A 16982-nucleotide genomic window follows, 5' to 3' on the forward strand; every position below is an offset into this window, starting at 1 on the left:
GCAAAGCAAGCTGGGAGTGGGGCCCCAGCAGAGAGAATTTCATAAAGAAATTCTACAAGCAAAGCAAGCTGGGAGTGGACGACGAATTTTAAAAGAATCCTGTTCCACACCCTATTTACTGTTGAATATCTAACTTGAGTGATTGACAAAAATGTAGCGACAACCTATCATAAATAATGAAAACGGTTTCATTAAAGGTGGGTACTATGGCGACAATTAAAGATGTAGCTCAGAGAGCGGGATTATCCATATCGACGGTTTCAAGGTATATGAACCATCATCCCTATATTTCTGAGGAAAAGAAAATTAAAATCCAACAAGCGATGGATGAACTGGATTATGTTCCAAATTCAATCGCGATGCAATTGCGCTCTAACAAGTCTTATACGATTGGTATTATTGTACCTAGAATTACGAATCCGTATTTCGCATACTTAATAGATACAATTGACAAAGAAATTAAAGATACGCCATATCATACGTTAATCATGCAGACATATAATCATAAAGATGAAGAATTACGGTTATTAAATATGCTTAAACAAAAGCACATCGCTGGCGTGATTATGGGTACGCTTGAAAATGATATAGAGGTTTTAGAACCGTATACGCAATATGGTCCTATCGTATTATCGGCGGATCAATCAACTCAGTCAGATAAAGTGAAAATCATACATACTAATCAACGTCAAACGACATATGATGCCATTCAATACTTAATTAATAAAGGCTATCGTCATATAGCGTATTGTACAGATAATCATTACTATGATCATTGTTTCAATAAGCCTAGAAATATTGGGTTTAGAGAGGCAATGAAAGACAATGGTTTAGACATTAGACGAGAGTGGATTTTTAATAATGTGCATACGATTGAAGACGGTGAACGCATAGGGGAAACATTGCTAGAACAAGACATGTTGCCAGATGCTATATTTACTGGCAGTGATGAAGTCGCATTAGGGTTAATTCATTTTTTAACTGAGCATCATATTGATATTCCTAATCAAATCGCGATTATGGGATATGATAACCAACCCATTTCTAGTTTATTGAAGATTCCTTTATCGACAGTGAATCAACCAGTTAATGACATTGGTAAGCAATTAATTCACTATTTATTGGCATTGCTTGAAGATACAACGTTTGAAAGTAATCATGACGTATTAAAATTAAATATCGTAGAACGACAAAGCACATAAATAAAGCCTTCCATTTCGAAGTTTAAACGAAGTGGAAGGCTTGTTTTGATTTATTTAATTATTTCAATTGTGAATGGAACGACATAATCTTCACCTTTATTGCATGAAACAATTGCTAATATCGTATAAGTGATGTTGGCAATGATTAAAGCCATTAGAGCGAAATAACCAATTAAAATGACAGTCAATAAGAAACTAACAATACCATAGATACCGTAACTAATAGCGAAATTCAGGCAATTTTTCCCTTGCTTATCAATGTATTCAGATTCGTCTTTTTTGACTAACCAAATCACTAAAGGTGCTACAAAACTTGTGAAAAAGGTTAAGACCCACATAATCATTGCTAGTGTTTTATCTTCTTTTGAAACATGGTTAAACATTTGCGGATGTTTGGATTGGTTTTGCAAATTCATTCTTTATTCCCAACTTTCTAAGTGTTTTGAACTGCTTGAGCTTAGTATACCTCCAAGGTGCGTCAATTTTTGTCGTAGTAAAAAGATGTATCTTACATTTTTTATTTTATTGTTGTTTAATAAAGTAGAATCATTCATTTTCCAAAAATGGGAGGTAACTATGACTAAAACAACTGACACGCTAGAGCTATATTTAAAGTTTATGTCTGGCGAACGCTTATCTAAGGCACAAATAGGCGACATCATAGGTAAAAAATCTGACAGAACCGTGCAGCGTTATATCGCGCATTTAAATGACTTCTTTGCTAACAGAACGGATATGGCGCATTTGAAGATAACGATGAATACGACAGACCGTAAATATGAAATGGTCCACAATAGTAGTGAAACCTTTGATAAAACACAGGTGCTAGCGATATTAAAAATTCTTATTTCAACAAGAGGACTATCTGAAGATGAATTACAAATGATTGTTAATAACCTTACGAAACATATGTCTGATGAGAATCAACGTGTAATTGAAAAGGCCATTCAATCTGAACTAGTTTATTATGAGCCCATGAATCATGGCGAGCCATTATTAAATAAAATTTGGGATTTAAATCATATTATTCAACAAAATCGCGTGATTGAATTTAACTATTTTAATGCAATGAACAAAGGGCGTACACATGTCATCAAACCAATGTATATTACATTTTCTGAACTGTACTTTTATTTAGTAGGGGTTAATGATAAAGAACAGGTACTCATTTTTAGGATAGATCGAATTCAAGAATATAAAGTATTGAACACTAAATTTAACGTTCCGAATTCACCATATATTAGAGAAGGCGCTTTGAAACAACGTATCTATTTCATGTATGGCGGCCATTGGAAGAAAGTACGCTTTGAATTTAATGGCGGGATTATTGAGTCAGTGCTTGATCGTTTCCCAACTGCACAATTATTGAAAAAAGATTACACCAATAACCGATTTGTAGTAGAAATTGAAGTCATTGGCGATGGCATTTTAATGTGGCTGTTATCACAAGGCGCAAGAGTGAAAGTATTATCGCCTAATAGTTTGAAAGAGAAACATATAGCTGAAATTGAAAAGATACTTGGGAATTATAGGTAGACAATTTTTGTCTATGTAGTGCGATAAACTATGATTAAATCAGTCAAAGAGGAGTTGTAATTATGATTAAATTGGATCACGACGCAAAGAAGTTAGCTAGAAAAGCACTACTAAAACCTAAATTTCTAAGAACACACGTAGAAAATGTCATCATTACAATGATTAAAAGGGAAGTATATTGTAAAGGTAGTAAAAAGAAAATCTTCTAATTTTTGGAGTTAAATAAATTGGATAGATACCTTATTTTTAATATAAAATGTATAGCAAAATATTAATTTAATAATTATAATAAACATGTATCATTCATAAACGAAAGCAGGAAATACATATGATACCCAAATACACGCAAGTCGAAATAAGTAAGCGCATACAAAAAGAAATAGAATTCAGTGGTTTAGATCAAGTGACATTTGCTAAACATCATGATTATGATACTAAGCAACTGCGTAAGCTTTTAAGTCCAAACTTAATATGGTTAGCGCAAGATTATCAACGTGCAGCTACAATATTAAAGACGACACCTGAAATACTTCTAGAACATTTACCTCAAGAAGACTTAGATAGCATTTCATTTCGTGCATTGGAGAATACTGAAGAAATTAACCACAGAGTCAAACAACTCGATGACATCTTCCAATTGCTGACATATCAATTAAAGGTTGGAAGTGAGTCACGTGACTGAATCATACCGTGAAACAATAGAACGTATTATTCCAGTGGCAGAACAATTCATTTCAGATCACCAACTCCAATATCCGATAACGAATTCAACACAAGTGTTATCTGAAATGGGCTACTACATTGTAAAAGCACAAGCACCTAATAATTTATCTGGTTTTTATATGAAGAAGGATCGATTTCCGTTCATCTTTGTGAATACAAATCATAGTAAAGGCCGTCAACAATTTTCGTTGTGGCATGAAGTATACCACCATTACATGAATCATCAAAATGGAATTAGTGATTTTAATCATAAGTCATTAGAAGAAAGAGAAGCAGAAATATTTGCAGGTATTGTGTTATTGCCAAATACAGAAATTCAAAAATGGATGGCAGCATATGATGATATTATGCGCCCCGATGTGATTGCGCGCATGAGTGTACATTATCAGATTAGTTTTGGTGCTGCTATGATAAGAGCAATGCAGCTGAATCCTATTCCACATGATACGTATCAACAATTGAGTGCACTCTCTCGTATAGATCATAAGGCTCAATTGTATGCAATTTACACAGATAATGATTTACCAACAGATATCTTAGAACCGACAAATGATATTCAAATCTCGCCTAATATTATGACGGTGCTAGAACATAACTATAATGAAGGGCTCGTTTCTGGAGCGAAGATAAATGAAATTATCGACAAAATAGAGGTGCTCAATCATGACTAATAAGGGTATGACGCCGCCAATCGTTGATACAGATATATGGGTTTATCTTATATTGTCAGGCTATTACGAACGAATTATTTCATATTACGGTTATTTGCAATTTTCCGATGTTGTAGAAAAAGAAATACTAAAATGGCAAAGTAATACGCAAGAATTTTCAAATGTAGCGCGTGTATTTAAAAATTTAAAAGACCAACATGATGTCAGAGTTATACATTTTGACGATTTTGATGCATTGTCACAAGCAAGCATCAATCACACACTTAGTGAATATGGATTAAAAACCGTAGATATTTTAGAGAAAAATAAAGGTGAATTTACAAGTTTACTATACGCCTTACATAAAGATATACATCGATTTAAAACAAACGATCGAAAGTTCAAAGAAGAAGTTGAAGACACATTAGATGAAACATTTACCTTCGTCAATTGGATAGACATCTTAGATAATTACAGCACCAACTTCAAAGAGAAACTTGAAATTCAAAAACAAGTTGATATCAAACAACTAAAAATGAAAAAACAAAACCATGATCACAAACATACTAAACAAGACCCACGATGGGATAAATTAAAACAATTAATGAAATGAGGAACCAAAAATGCCTTTAAAATTAAAACAATTTAGAGAAGAAATGTTAGAAGTTAGCCAAGAAGAATTATCGGAAATGATTGGTTTAGATTTCAATGAAATCGTAGAATATGAAAATGGTTCAAAATCATTATCGGAAGAACTTTCAAGACAAATAGTAGAAAAAACGGGTGTAGATATCTTTGAAGTAGGTAGAGAAGGTTATTATTACAAAGAAATTCAATTTAAAGCTTGGGTCCCAAACATTCCAGAAAAAGATAAAATGATTAAAGATAAAATTAATTCTTATAATTTTTTGTTAACTAATCTTTTAGATGAAAGAGAAATAATTAAAAGTCCAGTATTGAAAGATTTTAATGATAGAAAAGTAAAAATAATTAGTAGCTTACTAGATAATATAAAAAAACCAAGTATTACATTATTTGGAGCAAGTAGTTCTGGAAAATCTACAATGATTAACCATATTTTAGGGGACAAGACTTTGCCAACTAGTTGGACTCCTACCACAAGTGTAAGTACAAAAATTATCCACTTAGAAGATAAACCGAAGCATATGGGTGAAAGTAATGTAGGTGTTTTTAAAACATCAAAATTTGAAGATAATCTTGTAGAAACGCATAAACTTTATAATAAAGAATATTTCAAAGAACATTTATTAACAAAGGGAGATTATAATTTAATTGAAGATTTTGGTAAACACGGTGGTGAAAAATATAAAGAAAATAAAATAAAGGAATTGGAATTTAACTATACTATAGTTTGTTATTTAGATAAACCAATTTTACATGCTTGTGATATTTGGGACATTCCAGGTACAAATGCTAAAAAGGAAGACGACATTATAGCTGAAAATTCAACAAAAGGAGCGGATATTACTTTATATTTATCGAAAGCTTCACAGTTTATGCAATTAGAGGATATGGCTTACATAAAAGAATTGGTAAAGGAAGCGCCTGATTTTGTTAATAGATATGATAAAACCGATTTGTTTGAGAATTTCTTTATAATAGCTAGCCAAGCTAATGAAATCAAGCGAGGTAGCGATAATAATGAATCTATTGATGAAATTCTAGATAAAAGAATAAACGATTTTTATGAAACAATACCAGAGAAATACTTTAATAAGCAAAAGGGTATAGATTTTAATTTTACTTCTATTAGAGAAAGAGCATTTGATTTTGATGTGGAAACTGAGCGCGCTAAAAAAAGGTTGAAAAACGCTTTATTAGAACTATTACAAAAAATAACAAATAATAGATATGAAATTTTAGAAAAATATGAAAAAGAATTATTTTATCAGTATAACGTAGAGTTAAGAAATACTATTGAAAATTTAAGTGAAAAATCAGAAGCAAAAAAAAATTTAGAAAATTTTCTAGAGGAGAAAAAAAAACACCTACAACAGAATGAAGAATTAGTTAATTCAATTACTCAAACAGCGAAAGAACTCAAAATTGAAACTATCAATGAGATTAAAGACATCTATAGAAATGAGATTAATGAAAGTAATGTTGAATATCTAATAGATATGAAGGATTTTGGTAAAAAGAAAAGAGATCAAGAAAGATTTGTACAATGGTTTCAAAATGAAATAGAATCTCAAATTAATGATGTCATTAACAAACACTCTCAAACATTTTCAGAAATGATAAATAAAAAGCTAAATTATATAGCAGAACAGGAATTAAATAAAGTTAATGTAGGTGGATTCAATTTTGTTGCAAATTTTGTAGGTGGATTAAGTTCATTAGCTACTGTAGGGGCATTTAGCGTATATTTTAGTTCTTTAGGCAATTTAGGAGGTTACATTTTTATCTCACAAGCTGTTTCAGTATTGTCATCACTAGGTATATCAGTTGGTGGAACTGCTAGTGTAGCTTCAGCAGTTTCGGTGATCGGGGGTCCGATGACAATTGCAATAGGTATAGCAATTGTAGCAGGGATGACTATAAAAACTTTAATAAGTAAAACAGCTTGGAAGAAAGATTTAGCTAAAAAGTTGGTTAAAGGTTATGATAAAGCATCAAAACCGAAAAGAGATGAAGATCAAACATTTAGAGGGTATACTCCAAAAGAAATTTTCTTATATCAAGCAAACTCATATTGGGAAGATACTATTAATGCTTTGAATGTAGATTTATTTGATGAACAACTTGAAAAAGTTGAAGCAGAATTAAGAGAGAAAGCCAAAGTTGATGATAAACAAAAAGCAATTAAAGAAGAACTAGAAAAATTGAAGTTTGAGGTGGCATAATGAATATTGAAAAAATAAAAAAAATAGTTGCTAATGCTATGAAATTTTATGATCAAGTAAACAAAAAGAAACAAGAAATGACATCTGGCGGATTGACAGATAATCAAATAATAACGCAATTAACTGACGATTATGATTTTGTAAAATCAAAAATAAATAATTTATTGAAAAATGGTTTTAAAGATAGCACAGATGTTTTTATGAATCAATTAAAAGAGGGTGAAGAATTTCTAGTAAACTTCAAAAAGTATTTAGCTAGTGATGGAGATGAAAAATTAGAAGAATTAGTAAGTAAAATAATTGAATTGAATATTATCAAAAGTAAAGAATTACAAAATCAATTAGATGAAGAAGAATATATAAAACTAGTATCCTTTCCAATAACTATGGGATTAAAAGTTACAAAAATTACGTATCAATATGCAAAAGATAAATTTGATAGATTTGGATTTATAAGTAGAGTTAAAGATACGGTGCAAAACTATACAATTTCAGTAGTAAAGTTTTTGAAAGAAGATATTAAAATCCAAGAATATTCTACTGAAATTTTAGATTTCACTTTTGGTAATAAACCAAGAGCAATAATCTCAACACTTTTCAAATTAAGTAGCCATATTTTTAATAAAGACATAAATAATAAGTTTGAAGAAGCTAAAATAGATTTAAATAAAGAATTTGATAAGAATTCCAATATGCAAAACATAAATAACAAGGAAATAGAACAAAAAAAATATGAAAAAGAAAATAACCCCCAAATTAACAATTAAAGAGGAGATAATATGTAATTCTAGGCAACTTTTAAAGTATAAATTATCATTAGAATTATTTGAAAAATGTAAAAGTACTGAAGTGTTTTTTTGGTTGCTTAGAAAGAATATTATAACAAATAAAGAATATTGTCATTTAACGAATTTTATTAATAATACTCCAGTATATGGTAATTTGTATTATGTATTATTGGAAAAAATTATTCCCAATTTTAATGATAATTATGTACAAGATTACAATGACTATAAGAAAATCATAAAAGAATTAAGTCTTAAAGATGTCTATTCCAATACACATAGAGAAAAACTTTTAAAAAATTTACTAAAATATGAAGTGTTTATTATTGATAGTTTTGAAAACATGAATGAAAGTGGAATAAATTCTATAGGTATTGATAAAAAAACTATTAAAGAGTTAATGGATAATTATGGTCATGAGCTATCAAAAGCATTTAAATCAAAAATTAATAAAATGAATTAATATAAATTCGAAAGTTATGGGTACTAAAATGAATGAAACTATTTTAAACAAACTTGTGAAGTACATTGAAGTAGGTTTTCCTTTAGTGTTTGTTGAAAATTCTATGTATAGTTCACAAAATGTAATTAACAATTTATATGATTTTCAGATTAAAGATAATATATATATATATAACTCGCTGACTAACCAACATTATGATTTTGCTATAAAAGAAAATGAAAATATAACTAATTTAAATCAAATTTCGAAAAAATTGACTCAGTATGAAGTAGGAAATAATTTAATAGTATTAAAAGGTTTTGAAACAGAATTAGCACAAGAAGATATCGAAACTATTAATTTACTGGCTGATGTTTCACAAAATGTTATTGAATCTATTTACAAGAATCTGACTTTGGTATTTATTGGCGACAATTTTGAGATACCAGAGAAATTAAAGAAATATTCAGTAGTTATTAATAAAGAATTACCAAGTTATACCGAAATACATGAAATAGTTAGAACATTTTTAGATTTTCAAGTAGATGATTTGGATATGAAAATTCGTCCACCTAAATATTTGATAAATGCTTTAATAGGTTTAAATGAATTTGAAATAGAACAAACGTTAGCAATGTTATTTTATGAAAATAGTATTAATTTATTGTATGAGTATGAAATTAAAGAAAAAATATTAGAAGAAATAAACGAAATGAAGAGTCAGTTCATAAAGAAAAATGGAACTTTATCAATCGTTGAAAATTTAAACTCATTTAATGACATTGGTGGACTAAAAGAATTAAAATCTTATATAAACGAAACTAAGCTTAAGTATGATAAAATGAATCAATTAAAAGAAATGCAAATCAATCTCCCTAAAGGAGTATTGATACTTGGAAAACCAGGTAATGGTAAAAGCTTGTTAGCTAAAGCTACTGCTAGTGAGATGAAAATGCCTTTAATTAAATTTGATATAAGCAAAATTCTTGGTAAATATGTCGGTGAAAGTGAAAAGAAAATGCAAAGTACTCTTCAAATTGTCCAAACAATGAGTCCATGTGTGTTATGGATCGATGAAATTGAAAAAACCTTTGCTGGAATAAATAATGAAAATAATGATACGATGAGAAAAATTCTAGGTTTATTTTTAACTTGGATGAGTGATGATAATAAAAGTGTTTTTGTTGTAGCGACAGCAAATACTATTGACAATAATATACCACCAGAGTTAATTAGAAAAGGTAGATTTGATGAAATTTTCTACGTAGATAATCCATCATCTAAGGATAGAAAAATAATTTTTAATGTCCATTTACAAAAAAGGGGTATAAATATTTCTAACAATAATTTAGAAATAATAGCTAATAAATCAACAAACTTATCTGGTGCAGAAATAGAGTACGTATGTAATAAAGTAGCAAGTAAATACTATATGAGAAATACGATGAAATCTTTTTCTGAAAATAATATTATAAATGAAATACTTGATAGTGTTACTCAAGTAGTAAAAGAAAAGGATCCAATTGAATACACTGAAGATTTGAATGAAAAAAGAAAAATATTTTATGAACAAAACAAAGAACTTATTGAAATATTAAATGAGGATAATGACGATAAAAAAGTAGTGAATAAAATATTTAAGAATGAAATTGATAAATTTCTATCAAATAAAGTTTATGATATGATATGGAAACTGAAATCCGATGAGCAAAATAAACAAAGATTTAAAAAAGCATAATTAATATGATGGCACTCCAAAAATTAGATTGAAAATATCTAATTTTATGGAGTGCATTTTTTTGTATGACGAATTGTAATATTAAGTGCAACACTAATAAAATTCCATAAAAAGGCCCATGATTGGCACTTTATTGTAAGATGTTAATAACCACAAAAACACATACAAGGGGTGCCAATATGAGCTACATTCATCTTACAATAACTGAGCGTGCAAGTATAGAGATTCTTAGGAAAGAAAATTATTCTTTAAGAGCTATTGCCAAACGGTTAAACCGTTCGGTTTCTACCATTTCTCGCGAAATTAAAAGAAATAAATCCATTCATAATTATGTTGCTGAAACAGCTCAAACTAATTATGAAACTCGAAAAAAGAATTGTGGTCGTCCTTCCAAATTAACAAATGAACTGATTAATACAATTATCCATCATCTAAAATTACATTGGTCACCTGAACAAATTGTTGGAAGATTACTTCAAAAAAAGGTTTGTTTTAAAACAATTTATAGATGGATTAATGCCAATTCATTTACGTTAGATTTGTTTCCTTATTTAAGACAAAAAGGCAAGAGACAACGACCTAAAGAAACCCGGGGTCGTTTCAACATTGGTAAATCAATATCTCAACGTCCTAAGGATATTAAAAAACGCAATACTTTTGGCCATTGGGAGGCAGATACAGTTGTTTCAAGCCGAGGAAAAGTAAAGGCTGTCTGGCTACTTTCGTAGAAAGAAAATCTCGCTATTACATTAGTTTTCTAATGCCTGATCGCTCTTCTAAATCAATGGAAGTAGCTATAAAACAACTTATTTCATCTTTGCCTAACAACGCTGTAAAAACGATTACTGTAGATCGTGGTAAAGAGTTTTCATGTTACAAAAATATTGAATCTCAATTTGAGATCGATATTTATTTTGCTGAACCATATTCTGCTTGGCAGCGTGGAACTAATGAAAATTCTAATGGATTACTTAGAGAATTTTTCCCTAAGAAAACAGACTTATCAAAGGTAACTCAAGAAGAGTTGGATTATGCTTTAAACTCTATTAACCATCGTCCTAGAAAGTGTCTTAATTGGAAGACGTCTTATGAAATTTTAAATTCTGAGTTGTTGCACTTAAATTGACAACTCAACGTATATTAAAAAATTAAACTAAAAATCCTTCTCGACTTTCCAATAGATGATGAATAAATACCATACCATTACTACCAACTCTATGCCTAAACCGGCCATAATGATTAAATCATTGTTTCTCACTATACCTACAATTTCAATCACGAGTCCGATAATTCCAAACAATATGATTACCCATAAGTATTTTAGAGAATAGATGCCATATTGTTTTTGTGCTTTAATCCAATTACGATCATTGGCCATGGATTTCTTTGTTCGATAACCGTACCAACCGTTGCGCTCGGTAGGTGGGTGGCATTTAAAGATGTAACCAAAGCACCCCATAATGATGCTTAGTGGTAATAATATCATGTTATAACTCCCTATAATAATTAATAAAAATATACAATTAAATGATATATTAAACTATTTTCTTATTCAAATTGCATCGAAATAAGTAATCTACTAAAATTAAATAAAAACTATGATTATAAAGCGTTATACAATTTATTTAAAGATGTTCTGAATATAAAAGACATTATAATGCTTCAATGAAAGAGGGCACGTATTGTGGTTAAATATTATGTCAGCTGTATAATATTATTTTTTACTTTTACTATCCTTTGTGGCATGACGTTAGCCGAAGATGTGACTGATGAGGCGTCAGTGGTTGCAGTCGGAGATAATTTAATACATCCCGTTGTGTATAATGATGCGATGCAACAAGATGGCACGTTTAATTTTAAACCTATGTATTCACACATTAAGCAGGACATACAAGCACCTGATCTTGCGTTTATTAATCAAGAATCTCCTTTAGGTGGTGATGATCGCCCATTTTCTGGATTTAAGCACTTTAATACACCAAGCCAAATTGCGCAAGATGTCGTCGCAACAGGCTTTGATATGGTCAATGGTGCCAATAATCATGCCTTAGATCAAGGTGATGAAGGGGTCTTAAACCATCTTAAGGCTTGGAAACCATTTGAAGATCATGTTTTATTTACAGGTATTTTTAATTCGGAAAAGGACGCTCAAACGATACCAGTCATGACTGTAAATGGCATTAAGGTGAGTTTACTAAGTTATACATACGGTACGAATGATATGAACTCAAAATATCCTTATACAGTTAAAACGTTCGATGAAAAGACGATTAAACGAGAAGTAAGAAAAGCTAAACAACAAAGTGATGTCGTGATGGTGTCGGCCCATTGGGGGTTAGAGAATCATCATGAGCCAAATCGTACACAAAGGAAATATGCGCAATTATTTGCGAATGAAGGCGTAGATGTCGTAATAGGCACGCACCCCCATGTCATACAACCGATTGAGTGGGTAAAGAGTCAACATGGACATCATCAAACATTGGTTGCGTATTCATTAGGTAATTTTCTGAATGGACAAGATACTGGAAATGAACATAATCAATTATTAGGAAGATTGAATTTTGATATCGTTAAAGCGCCTAAAGGTGCACGCATAGAACATGTGAAGTGGACAAGTATGGTCAATCACTATCAGCAGTGGGATGAAACCGATAAAGACACGAGACATGATTTTGAAGTGTACAACTTAGATGATTATAATGAGGATTTAGCGCAACAACATGGTTTGAGACACGACAATAAAAGTCAATGGAATCTTAAACATCTCCAAGATATAACGAAAGATGTCATTGATTCCGACTATTTAGATGAAAAGAGTATATAAATAAAGCTATACACAAACAAGAGAGTGGGACAGAATTCTTTTAAATTCGTCGTCCCACCCCCGCAAGGATGACTAGAACTGAGAAAAGCCTGATTTAAGTGCCTTCTCAGTTCAGTCAGCTACTGCGAATTTGCAAAATAGCATTATTATATTATTTATGTCCCAGCCTGTTGTTGTTTAGCAGAAGCAATATTTTTATTTATTTTGTGCTGCAAAGGCTTTTGAAATGTCGCGAAGTTTGGCTGGTGCGTCATCCCATTTCATTGTAACTTCAGTGAAGTGTAATTGCTCTGGTGCAGCGTTAATGGCGTCAAAGACGTTCTGTAAATCATTAGAAGTCTTCACGTCATGCACAGCAACGTTATCGCCACCAAATACTTTCGGTAGCGCTTTATAATCCCACATACGGATATCATTGTATGTTTCTTCCATACCGTGGATTAAGCGTTCTACTGTATAACCATCGTTATTAATCACGAAGATAATCGGTTTGATATCTTGGCGAATCATCGTAGATAATTCTTGAACTGTAAGTTGTAATGAGCCATCCCCGATTAATAAGATGTTACGGCGATTTGGATCAGCCATTTGCGTACCTAAAGTAGCTGGTAGTGTGTAACCGATAGACCCCCATAATGGTTGTCCGATGAATGTCATATCTTTCGGTAAAGCTAAATCATACGCACCGAAGAATGATGTACCTTGTTCAGCTAATAAGACATCATCATCTTTAATAAAGTGTTGCATCATGTCAAAGTAAGTTGCTTGCGTTAAGATATCATCTGATAAAGTCATTTCATTTGTTGCTTCCTTTTCAAAAGGAGGGAATGTACCCTCATATCGATAATCAATTGTATTCAAGCCGTCGATTAAGCGAGGTAGCGTTACGTCTTCAGCAGTTGTTTCGTTCAGCTTGAAGTTATGGTGATTAAGCATAACGACGTCATCAATATCAAATTCATAAGAGAAACCGGCTGTAGCTGAGTCAGTCAATTTAGCTCCAATATTTAAAATTGCGTCGCTGTTATCGACATAATCTTTAATTTGCTCTTCTGCAATTTTGCCATCGTAAATACCAATATAATATGGATTCTCTTCGTTAAAAGCACCTTTACCTAGCGATAATTGAACGACTGGAATCTGTGTTCGATTAACAAATTGCTCAAGTGCCTCGTGTAAATGGAAACTATTAATTTCATGACCTGTAATAATGACGGGTTGTGATGCAGAACGTAATTTTTCTGCAACCATATCTATATAGCGCTCAACGTTCACGTCTGGTACTGGTGTCACATCAAATGATGATTCCACCTCAATTTCAGTCATTGCAACATCAATAGGAAGATGAATGTGCACTGGGCGGCGTTCATGAATAGCAGCATTGATGACTCTAGGAATTTCAGTTGTAGCATTCTCAGCAGTAATGTACGCTTGTGCAGTCGTAATATGTTCAAACATCTTCTGATAGCTATCGAAACGACCTTCACCTAATGAGTGATGCACATATTTACCAGCTTGTTCTACTGCTTGTGTTGGTGCACCTGTAATCGCAATAACAGGGACACGTTCAGCATACGAACCTGCAATTCCGTTAACCGCACTTAATTCACCCACACCAAATGTCGTAACAAGCACGCCTAGTCCATTGATACGTGCATAGCCATCCGCAGCATAACTCCCATTAAGTTCATTAGTTGTGCCAACCCATTCCACACCGTCATGACGCACGATGTCATCTAGAAATGCTAGGTTGAAATCGCCAGGAACACCAAATATTTTATCGACACCTGCACGATGTACTGCATCCATTAAGTATTGTCCTACACGTTGTTTCATATTCATTCCACCTTTATTTATAAATTAGAATACACTTACAATATAAATACATTAAATAATAAAGTCAATCATGTTGACCTTTTTTCGACTGTTTTTTGAAAATTGATTATAATGTGGGTAATCATTCACAAATGGAAAAGGAAAGAAGCTTATGGATAGTAATAAAAATGATTATGAACATATGTTATTTTACTTCGCATATAAGACATTTATAAAAACGGCAGATGAAATTATTGAAAAATATGACATGAGCCGTCAACACCATCGCTTTTTATTCTTCATTAATAAATTGCCTGGTATTACCATTAAACAATTATTGAAAACACTTGAAATTTCTAAACAGGGATCACATGCGACGTTGCGCAAATTAAAAGAAGAAGGGCTTATTGTCGAACAAACATCTGAAGAAGATCGACGCGTGAAACAATTATTCCCAACACCTAAAGGAAGTAAGTTAGTGGATAAATTAAATAAAGCGCAAAATGAATTAATGCAACGTACATTTCAAAACGTGGGCCATGATTGGTATGACATCATGGAAGAATTGTCAAATTACAGAGAAGGTTTTCAAGATATTCAGCATTTGAAAGATGAGTAAGAAATAGGCATTGCGTAGTCGTTTACGCAATGCCTTTTAATAAGGTTTATTAGAAAGTTTTACCCATTTCTTGTGCTTCGGCAATTGAAGCGGCTTTGATTTCTTCTGTTCTTTCCGGTTGTGCATTGTGACCTTCAATAATGACATTTTCGTATGAAGGGACACCTAAGAAAGTCATGATGGTTCTTAAGTAACGGTCACCACTTTCAACATCAGCAGCTGGACCTTCTGAGTAGAAGCCACCACGTGATTGAATGTGTAATACTTTTTTATCTGTTAAAAGACCTTGAGGACCTTCAGCAGTGTATTTGAAAGTTTTACCTGCAATTGAAATCGCATCAATGTATGCTTTTAATACAGGAGGGAATGAAAGATTCCACATTGGTGAAACGAACACATATTTATCCGCAGAAAGGAATTCTTCTAAGATTTCGCTGAAACGATCTACTTTTTGTTGTTCTTCTTTAGTAAGATCGTCACCATTTCTTAATTTACCCCAACCAGTTAATACATCTTTATCAATCACTGGAATATCTTCTTTGAATAAATCAATATGTTTTACTTCATCACTAGCGTGATTTTCTTTGTATGATTCAATAAATGCTTTACCAGCAGCCATAGAATTAGAAGCTAATTCATCTAATGGATGTGATGTAATGTATAATAATTTTGCCACAGTCGTGCACCTCTAATAAATTTATTTCGAAATCGATATAATTAATATATTAGATTTTCAAATTATTGCAATACTTTTGATAAAAAATCAGACCAATGGTGTATAAGATAGTGAAACGTGACTTTAAAAATGAACGATTTTAAGTGTATAATATAGGTAAATTTAGATTTAAATATTTAAGAAATCTAATAAATGTAGAACCTTAAAGGAGTGACAGACATGAAGGGATTATTAATTACAGTAGTTTTAGGCGTAGCTGCATATGTTGGTTTCAAAAAATACCAAAACAAAGTAAACGAAATGCCAAATATTGAATATTAATCTTTAAGGGGGGCGGGACAGAAATTAGCATAATTTCATTGTCCCGCCTCTTTTTTGTGTATATTGTTGTGAAATTAGAAGACCTTTAATGATGTATTAAATATAAGTTTTTTAAAATATAAAATAATTTATCTCAAGTGGACATATAATGACTGTTCAATATTATATAATGTACGGATAAAGAATTCTGAATCATGGTATCGGAATTGAGGTAACACTGACCCAAATAATTAGAAAAAAACTACACATTGCGTATTGATGTAGTTTATTTTATGCGCATTTACATGATATTTACATAAACTTAAACATATATTCGAAGTAATATTCTATGATGAAGTGTAATGGTTTTGTTAATTGTAAAAAATATGTTTTGTCAAGTTGAAGAAAAACAAAATTAATTCACAATTACAAAGAATAATATTAATTATATTTTAAAATTTTGTTGTAAAAACCATGTTAAAAATATAAAATTAATATCGAAATTAGAATTTGGAGGTTGTCATGGAAAATACATTAGATTTATCGAAATTTATGAACGCTATTAAGAAAAATTGGAAGCTAATTGTTCTATTACCAATCATATTAATGCTAATTAGTTTATTAGTAACAGTGTTTTTAATGAAACCTAAATATGAAGCAAATACGCAAGTGCTAGTTAATCATAAGGAGAAAAATAATGAGTATATGGCACAAGAAGTACAAAGTAACTTACAATTAGTTAATACATACGCCGAAATTTTAAAAAGCCCACGTATTATTGTAAGTAGTTCAGTTTTGGAGT

At 31.2% G+C, this 16982-nt stretch carries 18 protein-coding genes and 1 pseudogene; 15 read left to right on the plus strand and 4 right to left on the minus strand.

Annotation, left to right across the window (positions count from 1 at the left end; translation table 11 throughout):
• Nucleotides 1–206: 206 nt before the first annotated feature.
• Nucleotides 207–1202: a LacI family DNA-binding transcriptional regulator gene (locus tag KA878_RS12890; RefSeq protein ID WP_193838845.1), complete on the plus strand. Its 996-nt coding sequence runs from the start codon at nucleotides 207–209 to the stop codon at nucleotides 1200–1202.
• A 50-nt stretch (nucleotides 1203–1252) separates the two neighbouring features.
• On the opposite strand, the gene KA878_RS12895 is transcribed toward KA878_RS12890, so the two are convergent.
• Complete coding sequence (locus KA878_RS12895; RefSeq protein ID WP_193838846.1) at nucleotides 1253–1618, minus strand: DUF4870 domain-containing protein; 366 nt, start codon at nucleotides 1616–1618, stop codon at nucleotides 1253–1255.
• 160 nt (nucleotides 1619–1778) lie between these two features.
• Between KA878_RS12895 and KA878_RS12900 the strand changes: the two genes are divergently transcribed.
• The 10 genes and pseudogenes from KA878_RS12900 (at nucleotide 1779) to KA878_RS12945 (ending at nucleotide 11069) form a co-directional block, all read left to right on the plus strand.
• Nucleotides 1779–2738, plus strand: coding sequence for a helix-turn-helix transcriptional regulator (locus KA878_RS12900; RefSeq protein ID WP_193838847.1), 960 nt, complete (start codon nucleotides 1779–1781; stop codon nucleotides 2736–2738).
• 62 nt (nucleotides 2739–2800) lie between these two features.
• Nucleotides 2801–2947: a hypothetical protein gene (locus KA878_RS12905; RefSeq protein WP_193838848.1), complete on the plus strand. Its 147-nt coding sequence runs from the start codon at nucleotides 2801–2803 to the stop codon at nucleotides 2945–2947.
• A 119-nt stretch (nucleotides 2948–3066) separates the two neighbouring features.
• Nucleotides 3067–3420, plus strand: a complete 354-nt coding sequence (locus KA878_RS12910) for a hypothetical protein (protein WP_228480732.1) — start codon at nucleotides 3067–3069, stop codon at nucleotides 3418–3420.
• Nucleotides 3413–4132: an ImmA/IrrE family metallo-endopeptidase gene (locus tag KA878_RS12915; protein ID WP_193838849.1), complete on the plus strand. Its 720-nt coding sequence runs from the start codon at nucleotides 3413–3415 to the stop codon at nucleotides 4130–4132. Before KA878_RS12910 ends, KA878_RS12915 begins: the two co-directional genes overlap by 8 nt.
• The gene (locus KA878_RS12920) at nucleotides 4125–4724 is read left to right on the plus strand and encodes a hypothetical protein (protein WP_193838850.1); all 600 of its coding nucleotides are present in this window, start codon (nucleotides 4125–4127) and stop codon (nucleotides 4722–4724) included. The genes KA878_RS12915 and KA878_RS12920 overlap by 8 nt, the downstream gene beginning before the upstream one ends.
• Nucleotides 4725–4734: 10 nt before the next feature.
• Nucleotides 4735–6978, plus strand: coding sequence for a helix-turn-helix domain-containing protein (locus tag KA878_RS12925; RefSeq protein ID WP_193838851.1), 2244 nt, complete (start codon nucleotides 4735–4737; stop codon nucleotides 6976–6978).
• Complete coding sequence (locus KA878_RS12930; protein ID WP_210129990.1) at nucleotides 6978–7745, plus strand: hypothetical protein; 768 nt, start codon at nucleotides 6978–6980, stop codon at nucleotides 7743–7745. Before KA878_RS12925 ends, KA878_RS12930 begins: the two co-directional genes overlap by 1 nt.
• Nucleotides 7711–8226 carry a hypothetical protein gene (locus KA878_RS12935; protein WP_193838853.1) on the plus strand — a complete coding sequence of 172 codons (516 nt, stop codon included), beginning with the start codon at nucleotides 7711–7713 and terminating at the stop codon, nucleotides 8224–8226. The genes KA878_RS12930 and KA878_RS12935 overlap by 35 nt, the downstream gene beginning before the upstream one ends.
• Nucleotides 8227–8254: 28 nt before the next feature.
• Nucleotides 8255–9943 carry an AAA family ATPase gene (locus KA878_RS12940; RefSeq protein WP_193838854.1) on the plus strand — a complete coding sequence of 563 codons (1689 nt, stop codon included), beginning with the start codon at nucleotides 8255–8257 and terminating at the stop codon, nucleotides 9941–9943.
• 179 nt (nucleotides 9944–10122) lie between these two features.
• Nucleotides 10123–11069: pseudogene (locus tag KA878_RS12945) on the plus strand (IS30 family transposase).
• Between the two features lie 27 nt (nucleotides 11070–11096).
• On the opposite strand, the gene KA878_RS12950 reads toward KA878_RS12945, so the two are convergent.
• Complete coding sequence (locus KA878_RS12950; protein ID WP_193838855.1) at nucleotides 11097–11429, minus strand: SdpI family protein; 333 nt, start codon at nucleotides 11427–11429, stop codon at nucleotides 11097–11099.
• A 198-nt stretch (nucleotides 11430–11627) separates the two neighbouring features.
• On the opposite strand from KA878_RS12950, the gene KA878_RS12955 reads away from it, so the two are divergent.
• The gene (locus KA878_RS12955; RefSeq protein ID WP_193838856.1) at nucleotides 11628–12770 is read left to right on the plus strand and encodes a CapA family protein; all 1143 of its coding nucleotides are present in this window, start codon (nucleotides 11628–11630) and stop codon (nucleotides 12768–12770) included.
• A 195-nt stretch (nucleotides 12771–12965) separates the two neighbouring features.
• Here the strand turns inward: KA878_RS12955 and KA878_RS12960 are convergent, their stop codons facing one another.
• On the minus strand, nucleotides 12966–14606 hold the full coding sequence (locus KA878_RS12960; RefSeq protein WP_193838857.1) for an alpha-keto acid decarboxylase family protein: 1641 nt from the start codon (nucleotides 14604–14606) through the stop codon (nucleotides 12966–12968).
• 151 nt (nucleotides 14607–14757) lie between these two features.
• Here KA878_RS12960 and KA878_RS12965 point away from each other — a divergent pair, with 151 nt between their 5' ends.
• Nucleotides 14758–15204 (plus strand): MarR family winged helix-turn-helix transcriptional regulator, encoded by a 447-nt coding sequence (locus KA878_RS12965; protein ID WP_053028986.1) that lies wholly within the window; start codon nucleotides 14758–14760, stop codon nucleotides 15202–15204.
• 49 nt (nucleotides 15205–15253) lie between these two features.
• Here KA878_RS12965 and KA878_RS12970 read toward each other — a convergent pair whose 3' ends face one another.
• Nucleotides 15254–15880: an FMN-dependent NADH-azoreductase gene (locus KA878_RS12970; RefSeq protein ID WP_193838858.1), complete on the minus strand. Its 627-nt coding sequence runs from the start codon at nucleotides 15878–15880 to the stop codon at nucleotides 15254–15256.
• 219 nt (nucleotides 15881–16099) lie between these two features.
• On the opposite strand from KA878_RS12970, the gene KA878_RS12975 reads away from it, so the two are divergent.
• Both KA878_RS12975 and KA878_RS12980 read left to right on the plus strand, forming a co-directional pair.
• The gene (locus KA878_RS12975) at nucleotides 16100–16201 is read left to right on the plus strand and encodes an SE2200 family small protein (RefSeq protein WP_016930637.1); all 102 of its coding nucleotides are present in this window, start codon (nucleotides 16100–16102) and stop codon (nucleotides 16199–16201) included.
• Between the two features lie 501 nt (nucleotides 16202–16702).
• Nucleotides 16703–16982 (plus strand): YveK family protein (locus tag KA878_RS12980; protein ID WP_230860892.1); only part of this gene is annotated, 280 nt, incomplete at its 3' end.

The organism is Staphylococcus sp. GDY8P57P (assembly GCF_017892585.1).
Taxonomy (GTDB): domain Bacteria; phylum Bacillota; class Bacilli; order Staphylococcales; family Staphylococcaceae; genus Staphylococcus; species Staphylococcus borealis.